The sequence below is a fragment of the Dietzia sp. MNB45 genome, from assembly GCF_051994785.1.
GTDB classification, from domain to species: Bacteria; Actinomycetota; Actinomycetes; order Mycobacteriales; family Mycobacteriaceae; genus Dietzia; species Dietzia kunjamensis.
This window is the reverse complement of the sequence record NZ_CP163397.1, coordinates 3,644,139-3,663,146: the sequence shown is the minus strand read 5'-3', so window position 1 is coordinate 3,663,146 and position 19,008 is coordinate 3,644,139. Positions and strand designations below refer to the sequence as shown.

Below are 19,008 nucleotides of genomic sequence, written 5' to 3'. Positions count from 1 at the left end.
CCGCTAGGGTGTGACCGTGCAGAGCAACGGCCGTATCTCCCCGCTGCCGCTCGACGACGACCTCCGCTCCCTGGAGCCGCACGAGCGGGTCCGCCCCGGTGACGGGGTCGGCGCGGAGGCCATCGCGGCGTGGGGTGGGCCGGTCGGTCGTCACGCGGTGGTCGGCCGTCAACGGTTCTGGACGCCGCTGCGCGTGATCATGCTGTTCGCCGTGATCTTCCTGGCGTTCGGGTTCTTCTCCAAGTCCGCCTGCCTGGAGACCACCCACCCCACCGACGGTTCGCAGCCGGGCCTCAACTGGGACGGCCGCCAGTACTACAAGGCGTGTTACGCGGACCCGCTGCCGCTGTACTCGGCCGAGGGGTTGGACACCGGCGCCTTCCCGTACAAGTACATGTGGATCGCCGACAACGGCGAGGTCCGCTACATGGAGTACCCGGTGTTGTCCGGGATGTTCCAGTACGTCACGGCCCAGGCGGCCCAGGCCTGGCACGCGGTCTTCCCCGGCGGGCTCATCGAGGTGGCCAAGTACTTCGTCCTGGGCAGCGTCCTGCTCGCGATGGCGTGGATGATCGCCGTATGGGCCACCTACCAGTCCGCGGGGCGCAGGCCCTGGGACACGCTGCTCATGGCGGCCAGCCCGCTCATCATCTTCCAGGCCTTCACCAACTACGACCTGATGGCGATCGCGTTCGCCTCCGTCGCGCTGTTGCTGTGGGCCCGTTCGCGCCCGGTCTGGGCCGGGGTCGTGCTGGGCCTGGGCGTGGCGGCGAAGCTGTACCCGCTGTTCCTGTTCGGCGCACTTCTGGTGGTGGCCCTGCGCCGTCGGCGCTTCGCCGAGCTGGGTAAGGCGGCCGCGGCGGCGGTGGTGGCCTGGCTGGCCGTGAACCTGCCGATCATGATCCCGTTCCCCGAGGGCTGGCGGGAGTTCTACCGACTCAACTCGGACAGGCCCGCCAATCCCGAGAGCATCTACGCGGTCATCCAGACCCTCACCGGGTGGCAGGGCTTCGACGCGGCCCGCGCGGCGGGGGAGGCCCCCGCGACCCTCAACCTGGTGTCGTTGGTGTTGTTCGCGCTCGGCTGCATCGCGGTGCTCGTCATCGGACTCACTGCGCCCGTCACCCCCCGGGTCGCGCAGTTGGCGTTCCTCATCGTGGCGTTCTTCCTGCTCACGAACAAGGTGTGGAGTCCGCAGTACTCGCTCTGGCTGGTGCCCCTCGCGGTGCTCGCCGTCCCCCGCGTGCGGCTCCTGCTGCCGTGGATGGCGTTCGACGCCCTGCTCTGGGTGGCGCACATGTCGTACTTCCACGGCGTGGACAACAAGGGTATCGGCGCGGACGTGTTCCACCCACTCGTCCTGGTCCGCGACCTGCTGGTCGTGGCGATCTGCGCCGTGGTCATCCTCGAGATCTACCGCCCCCACCTGGACCGCGTCCGCATGACGCACCAGGGCACGCCCGAGGGCCCGGACCCGCTGGCCGGGGTGCTCGCCGACCCGGACGACCCCCTCGTCGTCGCCCCGCCCGCGAGGCGCGACCCCGTCGACGCCCCCCGGAAAGAGGACGCCGCCCCATGAGCACCAACTCCATGATCTGGATGTTCGTCTGCATCCTGATCGGCTTCATCTGCATGGTCACCGCTGCCGGCGGCTACCGGGCCGGGTGGCGCCAACCCGTGTGGATCGGCTGGACGGTGGCGGCCTTCCTGTTCCTCACCGTCATCCCGGTCACGCAGGCGTTGACGATCGGCCTCCAACACGGCTGACCGCCCCCGCACCGCCCCCGCCCCCGGTCAGCGGCCCGGCGCTCCCGCAGCGCGACCAGCACTCACGCGCACAGGTCGAACGGCTCGGTGTCCGGGAAGTGCCGATCCCACTCCTCGGCGGTGAGCTGCACGCCACCGGCGCAGGCCTCGCTCACCACCCGGTCCGGGTCGAGCTGCCACATCCACATGGCGCCCTCGACGCCCACCGCGAGCAGGCCGCCCGTGGGCGAGGCGCTGCGGCCCTGGCAGAGCAGGGGATCGGTGGTCGATCCCAGAACCGCCCACGGTTGCAGCCCGGCAGGGTCGGACACGTCCACCACGGTGACCTGGCCGGTGCTCGAGGTGAGCATGACCAGGTCGTCGTCCGCGGAGAACGCGGTCCAGTAGATCTCCCCGGGCGGCGCGGTGAACGAGGACAGTTCGCGGGGCGCGGTCGCGTCGGCCATGTCCCACAGTCGGATCGTCTTGTCCCCGCCGGAGGTGGCCAGCAGTGGCGAGCCGTGCGCGTACCCGGCCGACGGCGAGGCGCCGATCCCGGTGGTGAGCCGGTGGGCGACGGTCGGCCGGTCGGGGTCGGTGGTGTCGAGGACGACCGTCTCGGGCCCGAGGGTCGGCACGACGAGTTGCCCTGAATCGGCCGAGAACTCGGCGACGACGCACGGGTCGGGCAGCGGCACCGTGACCCGGAGCGTGGGCTCGGCGGGATCGGTGACGGCGACCAGTCCCAGGTCGGGGCTGGTGTCGCTGCACACGGCCAGGGTGCGCCCGTCGGGGCTGAGCGGGCTGGCCACCACCACCCCGGAGGTCACGGGCAGGGCCGCCACCGGGCGGGTGGCGGGCCCGAACGGCGCGGTGAACACCTGCAGGCCCCCGTCGGCGAGCCCGGCGTGGACGACGCGGCCGTCGGGGGACATGGCCAGGGAGCCGGAGAACCGGGTCCCGGCGTCGGGGACGACGCGGCCGGTCTCGCGCGGGACCGGGCCGGTGGTGTCGACGACGGTGTGGTGCAGTTCCGCGGCGGTGACGCCGAGGACCCCGGTGGTCCGATCCGCCGAGGACGCGGTCTGGAAGATCGAGTTGGACTCCGACGCCGCGCCCAGGCGCCCCAGCGGCCAGAGTCGGACGAGGCCGTCGACCGAATACGTCACGAGGTGGTCGGAGTCGGTGAAGCGGACCCCGGTCGCGACCTGCGAGGCCGGCAATTCGGTGAGCATCCGCCCGACGGGGTCGTAGACGCGGACCCGCTCGTCGGAGCCGGCGGCGGCGAGCCGTCCCCGGTCGTCGTAGGTGACGTCGTGGACGTAGGCGTTCCACCCGGTCAGTTCGGGTAGCGGGCGGGCACCCTCGAGGACCTCGGCACCGCCGTCAGCGTCCGCTCCACCGACACCGCCCAGCTGCCAGCACTGCACCGACCGCGCGCTGGTCGGTGACGGCCAGCGCCCCGCCGCGCATGCCCAGCGGCCACCGCAGGACACGGCCGTCACCGGTGCCGGCCGCGAGGGTGGTGCCGTCGGGGGAGAAGGCGACGGAGTGGAACGGCCCGGCACCCTCCTCGAGGGCGGCCAGGATCGTGGGCTCCGTGGGATCGCTCAGGTCGACCAGGTGCACCGCGCCCTGTCCGGCGACCCCGAGGACCGAGCCGCCCGGCGACAGGTCGGCGGCGTACAGCTCGTGGCGCTCCCCGACGCCCAGGGCGAGGGTCGCGACCGCCGCGGGGTCGCCCGCGCGGAAGATCCGCAGGACGCCGTCCGAGCTGACGGCGGCGACACCGCCGTCGTCCGGCAGCGCGATGACCCGTCCACTGCCGGGGGCGGCCTCGAACCGCAGTGGCACGTCGGCGCGGCTGGTGTTGAGCAGCGCCGAGCGCGCCTCGGTGCTGGGGTGGATCCGGTAGGCGGCCAGGGCCAACGCGCGGCCCAGGCCGGGGTCGCGGGAGAAGGCGGTGGTGGAGGAGACCGAGCCGGAGCGGGACAGGGCCACGTCGCGGGTGTGGCGGGCGTCCGCGCCGGCGCGGAGTGCGACACCGCTCGCGACCAGGGCCAGTACGGTCACCACCGCCAACGACGCCGCCAGCACGGTCAGCGTACGGATGCGCCTGCGGTCCCTCCGGGCGACGGATCGGTGATGGGATTCGGCGGCGGCGAGGAACTGCCGCTCCGATTCCGCCAGGTGGGCGCTGGGGCCGTCGTCGTCGTCCCTCCACCTCAGGTAGTCCGCGGTCGCCGACGCGGGGGGCAACGCGGACTCGTCGCGCCCCGACCCCTCCCAGTCGGCGGCGGCGGAGCGCACGCGCGCCAGGGTGCGCAGGCCCTCCCGGTCCGCGTCGATCCAGTCGACCAGGCGCGGCCACGAGGAGAAGAGCACCTCGTGGGTGGGGGTCACCGCCTCGCCGTCGACGGTGAGCAGGCCCGCGTGGGCGAAGGGGGTGGCGACGACGAGGAGGTCCTCGGACAGCTCGGCGAGCGGGGCGTGGCGGCGGACGGGACGGGCGGAACGGACGTCGACCAGCCGGAGGAACAGGGTCCTGCACGCGGCCCGGCCCGCCGGATCCAGTTCCTGGTAGACGGATTCCGCCGACGCGCGGACGGCGCCTTCCACCCCGCCGGAGGAGTAGTAGTCGTCCACGGTGATGCGACGGCGGCGGCTGCGCTCCCAGCACACCAGCAGCACGTGGGACAGCAGCGGCAGGAGGGAGCGCTCGTCGGCGCCGCCGTCGGCGGGGGCGACCGCGTCGAGCAGCAGGTTCACCAGCGACGGCTCGACCGTGTAGCCGAGGGAGCGTGCGGGCTCGACGATGATCTCGGCGAGCTGCTCGCGGCTGGGCGGGCCGATCACCACCGGGTCGTCCAGGGCGTCGCGCAGGACGGGCTCGGCGAGGGCGGGCTGGAAGAAGTCCGCGCGCAGGGCGAGGATCGTCGGCCGGCCCTCGGCGGCGCGGGTGGCGAGCACGTCGAGCACCTCCGCGCGGCGCGCGGGGCTCACCTCGTCCGCCCAGAGCTCCTCGAGTTGGTCGACGACGAGGTGGCCGGTGGCGCTCGCGAGTTCGCCGGTGATCCCGGCCGGGCGCACGATCGCCACGGTCGAACCCTCGGCGACCCACCGCGGGGCGAGTCCGGCGGCGAGCAGTGACGACTTGCCCGACCCGGAGGCGCCCACCACGACGAGCGGCCGCGTCCGTGAGGCGGTCACGCGGGCCAGGACCTGGTCGATCTCGGCCCCGCGACCGTGGAAGAGGGCGGCGTCGTCACTGAGGTACGAGCGCAGGCCGACATACGGGCTGCCGGTGTCATCGGGCTGGGGCACGGCCGAGCGGGGAGTCGGTCGGGCGTCGGTCGGGTCGGTCCCGGTCGGGGCAGCGGGGTCCGTCGACGATCCGGCCTCCCCGGGGCGGGTGCCGTTCTGCGTGCGGCGGGTGGTGCGTCGGGGCCCCGGACGCATCCGGACCCGCTCGACGGCCGCCCGCCACTCGTCGATGGTGGCCGCGGTGGCGGAGTCTGCGCGGGCGGGGTCCGTGCCGGCAGGGCCCGTGCCGGCCGGGCCCGTGCCGGCCGGGTCCGTATCCGAGCCCGCGTCCCCGCCGACCCCGAGTAGACGGAGCAGCTCCACCAGCGTCGCCTCGCTCGCTCGGGTCGGCACGTGCTGGCCCGAGAACCAGCCGGAGGCGGTCCCGAGGGTCAGGGAGGGGACCAACCGCACGACATCGCGGACCGAGAGTCCGGCCGCCACCCGGAGCGCGGTGAGCGCGGTGCCGAGCTCCTCACGAGTCTGAATCTGAGAAGGAGCTGATCGTCCAACTGCGCCCTCGACGGGCTCGCGGGGGGTGTGCACGGTCAACATCGTACGGCCGGCCGACCGGCGTACGGAAGGGATTCGGAGGTCATGTGCTGGGGTTTCATACGATCGTAGGATGCATCCGTACGGACTTGTACTGACATTTCGGGGGAAGTTCACGCCGTGACCGGGCGTCGCCAGAATGAGTCGGAACTCATCGAACGAGAGGGCGCCATGACCGCCACGATCCCTTTCCACCCCGCCGCGGCCCGTCCGGACCTCAGTGACCGGGAGGTCGAGGTCCTCATCGCCTGGCTCGCCTCGGACAGCAAGCGCGAGGTCACCGAGCGGCTGTTCCTGGCCGACTCCACCGTCAGCACGTACATCCAGCGGGTGCGTTCCAAGTACGACGCCGTCGGCCGGCCCGCGCGGACCAAGGTCCGGTTGCTGCTGCGGGCGGTGGAGGACGGTTACGTCAGACTCGACGACCTGTGAGGGGGTGGCGCGCCCCCGCGACGGCGCTGCCACCGCCGACGGGGATTTCGTCTGCCGAGGTCACCGGGGTAGCCTTGAGCGGTTGCTGACGCAACGACCCTCCTGCCACGGAGACACCGTGGCCGAATCTGTAGTCCACAGGAGGTGATGAGGTCCCATGCGTCAATACGAAGTGATGGTCATCCTCGATCCGAGTCTCGACGAGCGCACCGTGGCGCCGTCGCTGGACACGTTCCTCAACGTGATCCGGCAAGAGGGCGGATCGGTCGACAAGGTCGATGTCTGGGGGAAGCGCCGCTTCGCCTACGAGATCAACAAGCAGACCGAGGGCATCTACGCCGTCGCGCAGATCAAGTCCGAGCCGGACGCGGTCAAGGAGCTGGATCGTCAGCTCGGTCTGAACGAGAACGTTCTCCGCACCAAGGTGCTCCGCGCCGACAAGTGACCCGGAGTGTCCGACCGCACCGGTAATCTGGGCGCGGTCGGTCGGCCTTCGATCACCATCCACCTCAGGCTGTAATACGCCGGCTTCAACACGGAGGACAAGCGCATGGCACAGGGCGACACCCCTATCACAGTGGTCGGGAACATCGTCGCGGACCCCGAGCTGCGGTTCACGCCGTCGGGTGCCGCGGTGGCGAACTTCCGGATCGCCTCCACGCCACGTCGCTTCAATTCTCAGACCAACCAGTGGGAGGACGGCGAAGGCCTGTTCCTCACCTGCAACGTCTGGCGGCAGGCGGCGGAAAACGTCGCCGAGTCGCTCCAGAAGGGCATGCGCGTCATCGTCAACGGTCGGCTGCGCCAGCGGTCGTACGAAACCCGTGAGGGCGAGAAGCGCACCGTCTACGAGGTGGAGGTCGACGAGGTCGGCCCGTCGCTCAAGTACGCCACCGCCAAGGTGACCCGCACCAACCGTGAAGGCGGCGGGGGCGGCGGCCAGCAGGGCGGCGGTTTCCAGGGTGGCGGCCAGCAGGGCGGCGGCTTCCAGGGTGGCGGTCAGCCGCAGGGCGGTTACGGCGGCGGCCAGGGCCGTGGTCAGCAGAACGACGACCCGTGGGGCAGCGCCCCGCAGGCCGGCGGTTCCGGTGGCTTCGGTGGCATGGACGACGAGCCCCCGTTCTAGAGCGCGTCGATTTCCCCGGGGCGCCACCCGCGTCCCACCCCATAAGCATGAGACATGACCTCGCGACATCCCGGCCCCGGTCGGGTCCGTCGGAGGAAAGAAAGGTAGACGGATCATGAAGCTGATCCTCACCGCCGACGTCGACAAGCTCGGTGCGCCGGGCGACATCGTCGAGGTCAAGGGCGGATACGGTCGTAACTTCCTGCTCCCGCGCGGGCTGGCCATCGTGGCCACCCGTGGCGCCGAGCGCCAGGTCGACTCCATCAAGCGGGCCCAGGAGGCTCGTGAGGTGCGCGACTCGGACCACGCCAACGAGCTCAAGCAGAAGCTCGAGTCGCTGGCCGACGTCAAGGTCGCGGTCAAGACCTCGGACACCGGCAAGCTGTTCGGTTCGGTCACCGCGGGCGATGTCGCCTCCGCCATCAAGGCTGCGGGCGGACCGACCCTCGACAAGCGTGCCGTCGAGATGCCCAAGGAGCACATCAAGTCGACCGGCGCCCACAGCGTCGTCGTCGACCTGGGTCACGACACCACCGCGCGCGTCGCGGTCGAGGTCGTCCCCGCCTGATTCACCGCGAAGGGCCCCGACCGTCACAGTGACGGTCGGGGCCCTCGCTTTTGTGGACGGCCTGTGGATAACTAGTTGTAATGCCTAGGGTGCGGGCGGTTCTCGGATCAGTGCCGTTCATCTTTCGTTATCCATTGTGTCCCTGTTTGTGACGTGGTAAGTACCGTTCTCCACCGGCGCCACGACCTGCAACGATGATGGTGACCTGCGGGTTTGCTGAAAGTGGCCAGCGGTTTCCACCGGTTGTCCACAGTGATACGCCCATCGGCCCTGCGTAACTCACATCCATTCACAGTTGTCCACAGGTGCTCTCTCGCAAATGTGGATAGGCCTGTGGATAACCGGGTGGACGGGGCGCCGGGCGTGTCGGCGGGGTGACCTACAGTGGAGAGGTCGCTCGGCGCCTGTTCAGGGCCGGTGCCCATTCGGGTTGGCGCCCGATCGGGGTCGGTGGCGGTACGAGTTCTACAGCGGAGAGGAGCGGTCATGGCGCAGGGGGGATTCAGCGGTCCCGGCGAGATGCCGCCTCCGCCGGACGAGGGTGGCGGCGGAGAGTTCGGCCGCACCCCGCCGCAGGACCTCACCGCCGAGCAGTCCGTGCTCGGCGGGATGCTGTTGAGCAAGGACGCCATCGCGGACGTGGTGGAGGAGATCCAGCCGGGCGACTTCTACAAGCCCGCGCACCAGGCGATCTACGACGTCATCCTCGACCTGTACGCACGCGGTGAGCCGGCCGACGCCGTCACCGTGGCGGCCGAGCTCGACCGCCGGGGTGATCTCCGTCGTGCCGGCGGTGCCCCCTACCTGCACACGCTCATCTCCACCGTCCCCACCGCGGCCAACGCCGGGTATTACGCGCAGATCGTCGCGGAGAAGGCGGTGCTGCGCCGCTTGGTCGACGCCGGCACCCGGATCGTGCAGTTCGGCTACTCGGGGTCCGAGGGCGCGGACGTCGCCGAGGTGGTGGACCGCGCGCAGGCGGAGATCTTCGAGGTCACCGAGCGGCGCACCACCGAGGACTTCGTGATCATCGAGGAGCTGCTGCAGCCCACGATGGACGAGATCGACGCGATCCACACCGCGGGCGGGCTCGCCCAGGGTGTGCCCACCGGATTCGCCGACCTGGACGCCGTGACCAACGGCCTGCACGGTGGCCAGATGATCATCATCGCCGCCCGCCCCGGCGTGGGTAAGGCGCTGGCCCTCGACACCGTCCTGCCCACGCCCGACGGGCAGACCACCATGGGCGAGGTCGCGGTGGGGGACCGGGTGCTGGGTGCCGACGGGCAGCCCACCGAGGTCGTCGCCGTGACCGAGGTGTGGCAGGACCGTCCATGCTTCACAGTGCGGTTCAACGACGGCACCGAGCTGGTCGCCGACGCCGAGCACGAGTGGCGTATCGAGATGGGCGGCACCGAGCAGATCGTCACCACCAAGTCGCTCGACACCCTCATGCTGGTCTGCGACTTCGGCATCGTCGTCCCCGAGAGTCCCGGCTCCGACCGGGTGGCCCGGCTCATCACCGACGTGCGCAGTGCGGAGAGCGTCCCGGTCAGGTGCATCGAGGTCGCCGCCTCCGATCACCTGTACCTGGCCGGCCCCACCGCGATCCCCACGCACAACTCGACCATCGGCCTGGACATCATGCGGTCCTGCTCCATCAAGCATGGGCTCTCCTCGGTGGTGTTCTCGCTGGAGATGAGCCGCACGGAGATCGTCATGCGTCTCATGAGCGCGGAGGCGCGCGTGAAGCTGTCCGATATGAAGTCGGGCAAGATGAGCGATGAGGACTGGACCCGGATGGCCCGGCGCATGGGGGAGATCTCCGAGGCTCCGCTGTTCATCGATGACTCGCCCAACATGACGATGATGGAGATCCGCGCCAAGGCCCGCCGGCTCAAGCAGAAGCACGACCTGCGGCTGATCGTGGTGGACTACCTCCAGCTGATGTCGTCGGGCAAGAAGGTGGAGTCCCGTCAGCAGGAGGTCTCCGAGTTCTCTCGTCAGCTCAAGCTGTTGGCAAAGGAGATCGACGTCCCATTGATCGCGATCTCCCAGCTGAACCGTGGCCCCGAGCAGCGAACCGACAAGCGGCCCCAGGTGTCCGACCTGCGTGAGTCCGGCTCACTGGAGCAGGACGCCGACATCGTCATGCTGCTGCACCGCCCGGACGCCTCCGAGCGCGATGACCCGCGGGCCGGAGAGGCCGACCTGATCCTGGGCAAGCACCGCGGTGGGCCCACGTCCACGATCACGGTGGCGCATCAGCTGCATTACTCGCGTTTCGTGGACATGGCGCGGGGGCTGTAGCTCTCGTGTCGGTTGCCAAACAGTTTGTCAGTTTGCCAAACCGGTGTCAGTAGCGTGCCACTAATTTGTCAGTGGCGGCCTTCGGGACGGCGGCGCCGATCAAGGTGCGCTCGATAGCCCCCGGGCCCGCCGTTCATCTCCGTGGCTGGCGGTCCTGACGGGTAACGGCGTAGTCGCTCTCGTTCAAGTCCGAAATTGCTCGTATGTGAGTTTGAAGTAGTCGCGTCACGTGATCCCAGTCAGCGTCAATATCGAAATCGGCGAGGGCCCTACGTGTGATCTCATTGAGGTCACACGACCAGAGGCGACCGGCATTGCTGATGGCCGTGGCAAGGCAGCGAGTGGCGTAGCTAATGTTCTTCATCGCGTATATTGTGGCGAATGGAGTGCGCTTTTGCTCTTGAATTTCCACAGCGGAAAGCCATGCGGCATTCCCATGAGCTGGTCTGTTCAGCTTCCTGTAGGCAGAGTCGTCTTCCTCAGGGAAAGCCTGCTTTATCATTGAAGTTGAAATCGGCTTGGATTGCTTTGGAACCTTGTTGAAATTGTCTATATTGCGCACTCTCCATTGCGACCATCGAGTAATAATTTCGTGAGCGCCGTCGACGTCACCGGACTTGTAGTCCTCGATTGACGCTTCCATCAGTTTGCCGGCTCGAAGGGTACGAACTAAATAGTCGTCAGTAGGGCAAGCTACGTAGATGCACTTGGCGGCGAGCTCCGAGACTGTTCGGGCGATCGTGCCAACCGTTACGTGTCGCGGTCCGCTCGCGAGGGTGAGGTTGCCGACGCCGTTAAGAGCGTCCCCAACTGAGACAGGTAGAACTTCACCAATCTGTGTGCGGTGAGTAGGGGGTCTTCGACGTCGGCCTTCGCCCCTAGTTCCCGGTCCACCGCGTCAATGGATACGGTCGACTCACGTAAGGAGACCTGTTCGTCATTCGCGAGATGAAGGGCGACCATCGAGACCGCTAGCGCCGTGGTGCATACCGACCGAAGCGAGATCTCGCCATCAGAACCATCGTGCGTTGCCACTTTGAATTTGTGCTCAACAAATCCTCCTTTGTTTAAAGATTTCTTGAAGACGTTAAATGCGTTCCACAGGGAGCGAGGGTCCGCAAAAGTCTGTCTATTGAGAGATGCCGTCCGAAGTCTCAAGATGGCCCATCGGCGAACTCGGAGTTTGTGGCGATCTGATCGACGATCTCCATCGTCTCGACAGCGACCCGGGTGACTTTGGCGATGAGGTTGACGATGTAGAGGTGGTCGTCGTGTTCGTCGGCCCAATCGTTGGGGTCGTTAACGATGCCTGAAGCTTTGTCAGTCTTGACCTGGTAGCGGTCGATCAGCCAGGCCAGCGCGGTGCGCGAGCCCAAGAGGTAGCGCTCGGCCTCGTCGGGGATGCCGGAAATTGTGACGTGACGGTTGTAGATGATCGTGGAGTGGTCGGTCTTGGACTTGAACCGCAATTTGTCTAGTCGCCAGGTGTCGCGATCGCAGTCGTCGACACCGGGCTTGACTGTCACGTCCAGTGGCCACGGTTCGACGTTCTCGTAATTCACATGCAGGTCCGCGAGCTGCCTGCCCCAAGTGGCCAGCTGGTTGAAACGTCCGCGTGAGGAGGGCGGGGGTAGGTGCGGCAGCATCTTTTTCAAGTCAGCGGCGTAGCGAGTGCGATAACCGGGGTCGTGGAGTTGGGCATAGACAGAGTAGAAGATGTCATCCTTGTCCACCGGCCCGGAGAGTGCCTCGGAGTGGACGGCGACGATGTCGTCGGTGATGTTGTCCAATCGCCGATAGCCGAACTCATCAACTGTCCCGTGACCTCCGAGATCGAACCCGCCATCCGATGCTTCCGCCGACTCGTACGTGTACCTGGGGAAGAACTGAGAGGCGTACGTGAAGTACGAAAGGTCTGGAAGCGAACCGACCATGTGCACGGCAAACGACGTGCCATCTCTAGGGGCTAGGACGAGAATGCCGATGTTCTGATGGCGGGGCGTGGGGAACATTGACGGCGTTCGTCCGCGCTCGTGATTCAGGTGCTTGTCGAAGTAGACAAGCTGCCGAGTGAAGGGCCGGGAGGCGGCGGGAACGATTTTCTCGGAGTCGTAAGAGAGTTCGACCTTGCGGGCCGCGTGCGTCCGCAAGCTTCGAGACCACTTGATCGTTTTCTCGTCGGCGTGCTCGGGGTTCGCGGTGAGAAACGCGGTGACGGTCTTCTAGTTGGGCCTGTTCACTCCCTGTTGCTGCTGGTAATTGGAGAAGTCGGCGGTGGCCTGGTTGTAGTTGGTGATAAGGGTTCGGGCTTGGTGCTCGAGACTTTCTCGCGAGTAGCTGTAGACCCATGAATCTCGGTTGGTCTGCAGCCCAGCGGAGTAAGTGTGGAAGTAGCGGGTGGCGGTGTCGCCGGGCTTCTTTGTGCCGAGGAGGGGCCAGGCGCCGTAGTTGTCGTCGCGCTGACCTATCCAGTCGCCATGGCTGTTAGGGGTGATGCTCTGCCACTCGAGATTGTCCAAGGTGGCAGTGTCGATGGCGGCGAGCTTGTCGTCGCGGGAGAGATAATCGCCGATGTCGCGGTACAAGATTTCGCAGGCACCGGTGTGGGCAGGATCTTTCACACCGATCCAGACAGCGATCGAGGTGCGCCCGCCACTTCCGAAGACGTTGCCTGCTTCCTTCTTGCGCAGTGCGCCGGCTGTCCGTGCGTTGCCTCGGAGATTGTAGACGTATAGGCGACTGTAGTCCTGGACGAGGGAGAGGTGGATGCCGTCGGCGGTGTTGCCGTCGATCCAGCCGCCGTTGGCGACAAAGGCGACGATGCCTTGGTTGCCAATGCGGTCGGTGCCCCAGCGGAAGGCCCGCAGGTAGGAGTCGTACAGACTGTTCTTGTTCGCGCCGGTGGACAGTTTGGCGAAAGTGTCCGCGATTCGAGAGTCGAGGGTCGGGTAGGACAGGTTGGCGTTGAGGTCGTTGGCTGAACCCTGTCCGACGGAATACGGCGGGTTGCCAATGATGACGTTGATCGGAGTCTCAAGCTGGCGGGTTATCCGGTCGTTGTTGGCGGGGAACACCTGGAGGTCCAGGCCATCGTCGGCTTTAGAGATCTGGAAGGTGTCAGCCAGCACGATGCCAGGGAAAGGCTCATAGTCGTCAACGCCGGCGCCGGTGAGAGCGTGGTAAGTGGTTTCGATGTTTACCGCAGCGATGTAATACGCGAGCAGCATTATCTCGTTGGCGTGCAATTCGCTGGCGTACTTGCGGACCAGGTCATCGGGTTGGATGAGTCCGGATTGCAGGAGGCGGGTCATGAAGGTGCCGGTGCCGGTGAATCCGTCGAGGATGTGCACGCCTTCATCGGTCAGGCCGCGGCCGAAGGCTTCGCGGGACGCGTGGTCGGCGGCCCGCAGGATGAAGTCGACGATCTGTACTGGGGTGTAGACGATGCCAAGAGCGTCGGCTTGTTTGGCGAAGCCGAGCTTGAAGAATCGCTCGTAAAGTTCGGCGATGACCTGCTGCTTGCCCTCGGCAGAGGACACTTCGGAGGCGCGCACGCGGACGGAGGCGTAGAACTTTTCGAGGGAGTTGGTTTCTGAATCCAGGCCGCTGCCGGACAGTGCATCGACCATGGTCTGCATGACGCGGGAGACGGGGTTTTGCGCGGCGAAGTCGTGGCCTTCGAAGAGGGCGTCGAAGACGGGTTTGGTAATCAGATGCTGGGCCAGCATCGACACGGCGTCTTCGCGTCCGATGGAGTCATTGAGGTTGTCTTTGAGTCCTTCAACGAAGTCGTCGAACCGCTGGGTTAGAGCCGGGTCGGCGGCGTCGAGGATGGCGTTAATTCTGGCGATGAGCCGGGCGGAGATGTCAGAGACATCTGAGGCCCAGTCCTCCCAGTAGGTGCGGGTGCCGACCTTGTCGACGATGCGGGTGTAGATGGCTTCCTGCCATTCGGACAGGGAGAACAGCGCCATCTGCGTCGCGGCGGTTTTGTCGTCGTCCTTCTTCTTCTCTGCCTCTGGTGACTCGTGACCCTCGAGGTAATCGCTAGGAGCGGAGACGTTTCCAGGGGACTGCTGCACGATTAGGTGACATCTGATCTGTGGTGCCGAACGGTGCCGCTGGAAGGATGTATACCGTGCCAAAGCCGTACCCCAAGGAGTTCCGCGACGACGTCGTTCGTGTCGCAAGGAGCCGTGAGCCGGGCGTCCACCTGAAGCAGATCGCCGCCGACTTCGGCATCAGCGAGTCGTGCCTGACGAACTGGATGAAGACCGCCGACGTCGAGGACGGCAAGAAGCCCGGCACGACGTCAACCGAGAACGCCGAGCTACGGGAGGCGCGGAAGCGGATCCGGCTGCTCGAGCAGGAGAACGAGGTCCTTCGCCGCGCGGCCGCCTACCTCTCGCAGGCGAACCTGCCGGGAAAATGATGTACCCGCTCGTCCGAGAGCTGGCCGGTGACGGTGTCCCCGTCACGGTGACGTGTCGGGTGCTCAAGATCGCTCGCCAGCCCTACTACCGCTGGCTCGCGCAGCCGGTCACTGACACCGAGCTCAAGGAGGCCTACCGCGCCAACGCGCTGTTCGAGGCCCACCGCGACGATCCGGAGTTCGGCTACCGGTTCCTCCTCGACGAGGCCCGAGATGCCGGCCAGTCGATGGCAGAGCGGACCGCGTGGCGGATCTGCTCGTCCAACGGCTGGTGGTCGGCGTTCGGCAAGCCCAAGAAGGGCAAGGCGAAGAAGCCCGGCTCACCGGTCCACGACGACCTGTGCGCCGTGCTCGACAAGCACGGCGTGATCCGGCACGTCTTCGAAGCGGGCGCTCCGAACGAGCTGTGGATCGGCGACATCACCGAACACAAGACCGCAGAGGGCAAGCTTTACCTCTGCGCGTTCAAGGACGTCTATTCCAACCGGATCGTGGGCTACTCGATCGACTCCCGGATGAAGTCCCGGCTCGCGGTCGCCGCGCTCAACAACGCCGTCGCCAGGCGTGGCGATGCGGCCGGCTGCGTAGTCCACACAGACAGAGGTAGCCAGTTCCGAAGCAGGAAGTTCGTCCACGCCCTCAACCGCCACAGCATCGTCGGATCCATGGGCAGGGTCGGCGCCGCCGGCGACAACGCAGCCATGGAGAGCTTCTTTGCGCTGCTGCAGAAGAACGTCCTCGACCGCCGTACCTGGGCCACCCGCGAAGAGCTGCGGATCGCGATCGTGACATGGATCGAGAGGACCTACCACCGCCGACGTCGACAAGCCGCTCTCGGCCGGTTGACCCCCATTGAGTTCGAGACCATCATGACCACGCCAGCCACTCAGGCTGCGTGACCCAACCTGTCACCTACTCGTGCAGCAGTCCCCTGTCGCTGACTGCAGTGGCGCTGTCTAGCTTCGTTGTAAACTCCCGGAGTTGCTGTGCTCATTCAAGGCGGCGCAGAAATAGTCAATTCGACATTGAGGGTCGTGCTTTTCACCGGTTCGCTTCCGCCGCGCTAAGGGTGCAGGTCTCGCTACCGAGAATGTAGGTACAGAATGGCTAACGAGGACATCAGGTATCAGTTCGTTGAGGTGACTGCAGTGCGCGGCACCGAACGCCGGGCGGCGGCTAAGAAGGAGGCGGAGGGCTGGGAGCTCGTCGAACAGGACCAGGGCAGGGTGAAGACCACTTTGAAGTTCCGGCGACCCAAACCGCCCCTCCCGCGGAAGCAGATTGCCATCGCTGCAGGGGTCGCAGTGGTGCTGGGTGGCATTCTTGCGGTGGGTGTAGCGCTAGAGGGCGATGACGACGCAGTAGAGGCGGAATCAGCGGCCGCGGTAGTCGAAGAGCCAGCGGAGCCCCTGGACGTGCCACCTGCGACAAATGCTGAGACCCCCAGCGACAGCCCGGTGGCCGTTGAGCCTCTTACCGCCGGGACCAACCCGGATCTCGCGGGCCTGCTGCAGCTGACTGACACGTGCTCGCCGAGCATCGCGGATTTCGCAGCGACCTACGCCGGCCAGACGATTCAGTTCGACGGACATATTGGTGCTCTCGCCAACTACGAGACCTACGACACCCGCTACCTCGTACTGCTGTCCGCCGGAGATTTTGACGAGTCCAATCCCGTTGGCCCCAATTTCCAGTACCGGGACATCAATCTGGTTAGTGACCTCAATTGGACCGGAACCAATATCCCCGATGGGATTGAGGTCAATGACAGGTTCCGATTTACCTCGACAGTCAAGTCATACGAGGAGCAGACATGTCTGCTTCTGCTTGAGCCTGTCGCGACCGAGGCGCGCTAGGTGTATCGACCACGCAGGTTGTGTCACCCGTCGGCATGGCGAGATGAAATGAGGAAGACCTCCGTGTGAGGTGTGGAAGCGACCAAGCACCCACATCCACAACGGAGGTCTTCGTGTCCCACGCTAACGCGACTCTGACGCCCACGGGAAGACTGCGCCTGGCTCGGTGTGTCGTCGAGGACGGCTGGACCCCGGCCCGGGCTGCCGAGCGGTTCAACGTCTCGGTCACCACCGCCCGCCGCTGGGCCGAGCGATACCGAGAGAACGGCAAGGCGGGCATGGTCGACCGCTCCAGCCGGCCACATACCTGTCCGCACCAGACGCCCCGTCGGCGCGAGCGCCGGGTAATTGGGCTGCGCGTCTCGTGCCGGTGGGGCCCGGCCCGCATCGCCTACCACCTGGGCATGCACCCCTCGACCGTGCACAAGATCCTCTCCCGCTACGGGTGCGTGCGCCTGGCGGTTACCGACCCGGCCACCGGCGCCCCGGTCCGCGCCACCCGGCCTCGCCCGACCAGGTACGAGCACGACGCTCCCGGCGACCTGGTCCACGTGGACATCAAGAAGCTCGGCCGCATCCCCGACGGCGGCGGCCACAAGGTCCACGGCCGCGCCAAGGGCCGCAAGAACCGGAGCGGCACCGGGTACTGGTACATCCACAACGCCGTCGACGACCACTCGCGCCTGGCCTACAGCGAGCTGCTGGAAGACGAGCGCAAAGAGACCGCCGCCGGATTCTGGCACCGGGCCCACGCCTTCTTCGCCGACGCCGGGATCACCGTGCGCCGGGTCCTGACCGACAACGGCTCCTGCTACCGCTCCCACGCCTTCGCCGACGCCCTCGGCCCCGCCGTCAGCCACAAGCGGACCCGCCCGTACCGGCCGCAGACCAACGGCAAAGTCGAACGCTACAACCGCACCATGCTCGAGGAATGGGCCTACGCCGCCGCGTACGTCAGCGAATCCGACCGCGCGGTTCGCCTACCGGCGTTCCTGCATCACTACAATTTCCACCGCGGCCACACAGCACTACGAGGCGCCTCACCCGCAGACCGCGTACACAACCTGCGTGGGCAGAACAGCACGGGCATCCCGGCACGTTCGTCGGTCACCGAGGGTGCATCATTCCGACCGCTCAGGCGACCCGGCCCAGCCGGGCCAGGACCTGCTCGAGACGCCCGGCGCCGGAGGGGGCGGTGACGCCCGGGCGGCAGATCCCGTCCATGTAGAGCGCGTCGCCGAAGCTGTGCGCGCCCTGCTCCATCTCGTCGATCTCGGCGTCGGTCAGTCCCGCGTCGAGCCCGGTGGCGCGGGCGATGTCCCAGCGGTGGACGACCATGTCCCAGATGTAGAACTGCTCGAGCGCGGCGCCGACGGTGGTGGGGCCGAAGAATCCCTCGAAGGCGATCGCTGCCACGTCGGTGTCGTCGTTGTCGGTGTCGTCAAACTTCGCCTGGACGCGCCCGGCGTGATCACGCCAGGCCCGCGCGGGGTCGTCGTGGACATTCGGTTCTTCTCCCAGGTCCACGCCGTGGGTGGCGAGGAAGTCGCGCTGGGTGTCGATGATGTGCCGCACGATGTCCCGCGCCGTCCACCCCTCGCAGGGTGACGACGACGACCACGACGCGGCGGGGACGGTCTCGATGAGGTCGGTCAGTGGCTCGCGGGCCGCGCCGTAGCGCTCTGCTGTGGTGTTCATGCCCGCAACGCTAGGGCCTGTGGCAGTGTCGGGGATTGATGAAATCCGACAGTGGGCAGGCCCCTGATCCGTCCCCCTCCGGCCGGCGGATGGACGCGATCGAGCGTGCTCACCTGAAGGAATCCGGTGACGCCTCGCACGCGATGTACCGGTACGCCCCGCCGCCGGAGTTCGCCGGCTTCCTCGAGCGGTTCTGGATCCCGGTGTGGTCGGTCCCGCGCGGCGAGGAGGCGCTCCAGAAGGTGCTGCAGTACCCGGTGTGTCTGATCGTCATCACGCCCGGGTACGCGCGCTTCTACGGCGTGGTGTCGGGACTGTCCACCACCACGCTGACCGGTGACGGGTGGGCGGTGGGCGTGATGCTCGCCCCGGCCGCCGGGTACCTGCTGGCGCGCGGTTCGGCTCCGGCTGGGCCCGGCGAACCGGGGCTGGGGCCCGCGGACTCGGTCTCCGACTTCACGGACCGGTTCTTCGACCTCACAGAGGTGCTGGGGGAGGCGGGCTCGGCCCTGACCGAACAGGTCCGGGCCGCGATGGACCCCGATCCACACACCGAGCGCAGTCACCTCGCGGCGATGGACGCCTACGCGTCGGTGCTGCGCGGATACCTCCCGGTGGACGCGGAGGGGGAGATCGTCAATCGGCTCGTCCGGTACGTCGAGACGGATCGCGAGGTGTTGCGCGTGGCCCAGCTGTGCGAGGAGTTCGGGATGAGCGAGCGCACGCTGCAGCGGCTGGTGCACCGGCGGCTCGGGTTGACTCCGAAGTGGCTGATCCAGCGGCGTCGGCTCCAGGAGGCCGCCGAGCTCCTGCGGACGGGCGAGGAGGGCGCGGCGGAGGTGGGGGCGATGCTCGGCTACGCGGACCAGGCGCACTTCATTCGCGACTTCTCCGCGGTGACCGGGATGACGCCGGGGCGGTTCGCCGCGGGGCACGGCGGCGACGGGCACGGCGGCGACGGGCACTGACCGGCCCGCCGCCGGAG

At 67.2% G+C, this 19,008-nt stretch carries 14 protein-coding genes and 2 pseudogenes; 11 read left to right on the top strand and 5 right to left on the bottom strand.

Going from position 1 to position 19,008, the window contains the following annotated elements:
• The first annotated feature begins 10 nt into the window (after positions 1–10).
• Both AB5G72_RS17545 and AB5G72_RS17540 read left to right on the top strand, forming a co-directional pair.
• A complete protein-coding gene (locus AB5G72_RS17545; protein WP_440220562.1) occupies positions 11–1,579 on the top strand; it encodes a glycosyltransferase family 87 protein in 1,569 nt (522 codons plus the stop codon).
• The gene (locus AB5G72_RS17540) at positions 1,576–1,767 is read left to right on the top strand and encodes a hypothetical protein (protein ID WP_119192320.1); all 192 of its coding nucleotides are present in this window, start codon (positions 1,576–1,578) and stop codon (positions 1,765–1,767) included. Before AB5G72_RS17545 ends, AB5G72_RS17540 begins: the two co-directional genes overlap by 4 nt.
• A gap of 62 nt (positions 1,768–1,829) precedes the next feature.
• Here the strand turns inward: AB5G72_RS17540 and AB5G72_RS17535 are convergent, their stop codons facing one another.
• Positions 1,830–3,176 carry a WD40 repeat domain-containing protein gene (locus AB5G72_RS17535; RefSeq protein ID WP_440220561.1) on the bottom strand — a complete coding sequence of 449 codons (1,347 nt, stop codon included), beginning with the start codon at positions 3,174–3,176 and terminating at the stop codon, positions 1,830–1,832.
• Positions 3,133–5,595, bottom strand: a complete 2,463-nt coding sequence (locus AB5G72_RS17530; protein WP_440220560.1) for an NACHT and WD repeat domain-containing protein — start codon at positions 5,593–5,595, stop codon at positions 3,133–3,135. Before AB5G72_RS17530 ends, AB5G72_RS17535 begins: the two co-directional genes overlap by 44 nt.
• 177 nt (positions 5,596–5,772) lie before the next feature.
• Here AB5G72_RS17530 and AB5G72_RS17525 point away from each other — a divergent pair, with 177 nt between their 5' ends.
• The 5 genes from AB5G72_RS17525 (at position 5,773) to dnaB (ending at position 10,037) form a co-directional block, all read left to right on the top strand.
• The gene (locus tag AB5G72_RS17525; RefSeq protein ID WP_440220559.1) at positions 5,773–6,033 is read left to right on the top strand and encodes a LuxR C-terminal-related transcriptional regulator; all 261 of its coding nucleotides are present in this window, start codon (positions 5,773–5,775) and stop codon (positions 6,031–6,033) included.
• Between the two features lie 157 nt (positions 6,034–6,190).
• Positions 6,191–6,478 (top strand): 30S ribosomal protein S6, encoded by a 288-nt coding sequence (gene rpsF / locus AB5G72_RS17520; RefSeq protein ID WP_067720016.1) that lies wholly within the window; start codon positions 6,191–6,193, stop codon positions 6,476–6,478.
• 105 nt (positions 6,479–6,583) lie between these two features.
• The gene (locus tag AB5G72_RS17515; protein ID WP_067720013.1) at positions 6,584–7,159 is read left to right on the top strand and encodes a single-stranded DNA-binding protein; all 576 of its coding nucleotides are present in this window, start codon (positions 6,584–6,586) and stop codon (positions 7,157–7,159) included.
• Between the two features lie 115 nt (positions 7,160–7,274).
• Positions 7,275–7,727, top strand: a complete 453-nt coding sequence (rplI, locus tag AB5G72_RS17510) for a 50S ribosomal protein L9 (protein ID WP_067720010.1) — start codon at positions 7,275–7,277, stop codon at positions 7,725–7,727.
• Between the two features lie 486 nt (positions 7,728–8,213).
• A complete protein-coding gene (gene dnaB, locus AB5G72_RS17505) occupies positions 8,214–10,037 on the top strand; it encodes a replicative DNA helicase (RefSeq protein WP_372509951.1) in 1,824 nt (607 codons plus the stop codon).
• A 133-nt stretch (positions 10,038–10,170) separates the two neighbouring features.
• Here dnaB and AB5G72_RS17500 read toward each other — a convergent pair whose 3' ends face one another.
• Positions 10,171–10,680, bottom strand: a complete 510-nt coding sequence (locus AB5G72_RS17500; RefSeq protein ID WP_440220558.1) for a hypothetical protein — start codon at positions 10,678–10,680, stop codon at positions 10,171–10,173.
• Positions 10,681–11,191: 511 nt separating this feature from the next.
• Positions 11,192–14,077: pseudogene (locus AB5G72_RS17495) on the bottom strand (type ISP restriction/modification enzyme); the annotation flags it as partial.
• Between the two features lie 98 nt (positions 14,078–14,175).
• Here AB5G72_RS17495 and AB5G72_RS17490 point away from each other — a divergent pair.
• From AB5G72_RS17490 to AB5G72_RS17480, 3 genes and pseudogenes are all read left to right on the top strand, one after another.
• A protein-coding gene (locus tag AB5G72_RS17490; RefSeq protein ID WP_440219912.1) for an IS3 family transposase occupies positions 14,176–15,368 on the top strand; the annotation gives its coding sequence in 2 pieces (ribosomal slippage) (positions 14,176–14,460 and positions 14,463–15,368; 1,191 coding nt in all).
• Between the two features lie 204 nt (positions 15,369–15,572).
• On the top strand, positions 15,573–16,325 hold the full coding sequence (locus tag AB5G72_RS17485) for a DUF4839 domain-containing protein (protein ID WP_440220557.1): 753 nt from the start codon (positions 15,573–15,575) through the stop codon (positions 16,323–16,325).
• Between the two features lie 113 nt (positions 16,326–16,438).
• Positions 16,439–17,407 (top strand): annotated as a pseudogene (locus tag AB5G72_RS17480) (IS481 family transposase); the annotation flags it as partial.
• A 52-nt stretch (positions 17,408–17,459) separates the two neighbouring features.
• Here the strand turns inward: AB5G72_RS17480 and AB5G72_RS17475 are convergent.
• Positions 17,460–18,023, bottom strand: coding sequence for a TIGR03086 family metal-binding protein (locus AB5G72_RS17475; RefSeq protein WP_440220556.1), 564 nt, complete (start codon positions 18,021–18,023; stop codon positions 17,460–17,462).
• A gap of 38 nt (positions 18,024–18,061) precedes the next feature.
• On the opposite strand from AB5G72_RS17475, the gene AB5G72_RS17470 reads away from it, so the two are divergent.
• Entirely contained in the window at positions 18,062–18,991 is a 930-nt protein-coding gene (locus AB5G72_RS17470; protein WP_440220555.1) for a helix-turn-helix domain-containing protein, read from the top strand.
• Positions 18,992–19,008 lie beyond the last annotated feature (17 nt).

What these genes read in the sequence shown, in the direction of transcription:
- AB5G72_RS17540 (WP_119192320.1), top strand. Translation starts at nt 1,576, where the DNA reads ATGAGCACCAACTCCATGATCTGGATGTTCGTCTGCATCCTGATCGGC.
- AB5G72_RS17525 (WP_440220559.1), top strand. Translation starts at nt 5,773, where the DNA reads ATGACCGCCACGATCCCTTTCCACCCCGCCGCGGCCCGTCCGGACCTC.
- rpsF (WP_067720016.1), top strand. Translation starts at nt 6,191, where the DNA reads ATGCGTCAATACGAAGTGATGGTCATCCTCGATCCGAGTCTCGACGAG.
- AB5G72_RS17515 (WP_067720013.1), top strand. Translation starts at nt 6,584, where the DNA reads ATGGCACAGGGCGACACCCCTATCACAGTGGTCGGGAACATCGTCGCG.
- rplI (WP_067720010.1), top strand. Translation starts at nt 7,275, where the DNA reads ATGAAGCTGATCCTCACCGCCGACGTCGACAAGCTCGGTGCGCCGGGC.
- dnaB (WP_372509951.1), top strand. Translation starts at nt 8,214, where the DNA reads ATGGCGCAGGGGGGATTCAGCGGTCCCGGCGAGATGCCGCCTCCGCCG.
- AB5G72_RS17500 (WP_440220558.1), bottom strand. Translation starts at nt 10,680, where the DNA reads ATGGAAGCGTCAATCGAGGACTACAAGTCCGGTGACGTCGACGGCGCT.
- AB5G72_RS17485 (WP_440220557.1), top strand. Translation starts at nt 15,573, where the DNA reads ATGGCTAACGAGGACATCAGGTATCAGTTCGTTGAGGTGACTGCAGTG.
- AB5G72_RS17475 (WP_440220556.1), bottom strand. Translation starts at nt 18,023, where the DNA reads ATGAACACCACAGCAGAGCGCTACGGCGCGGCCCGCGAGCCACTGACC.
- AB5G72_RS17470 (WP_440220555.1), top strand. Translation starts at nt 18,062, where the DNA reads ATGAAATCCGACAGTGGGCAGGCCCCTGATCCGTCCCCCTCCGGCCGG.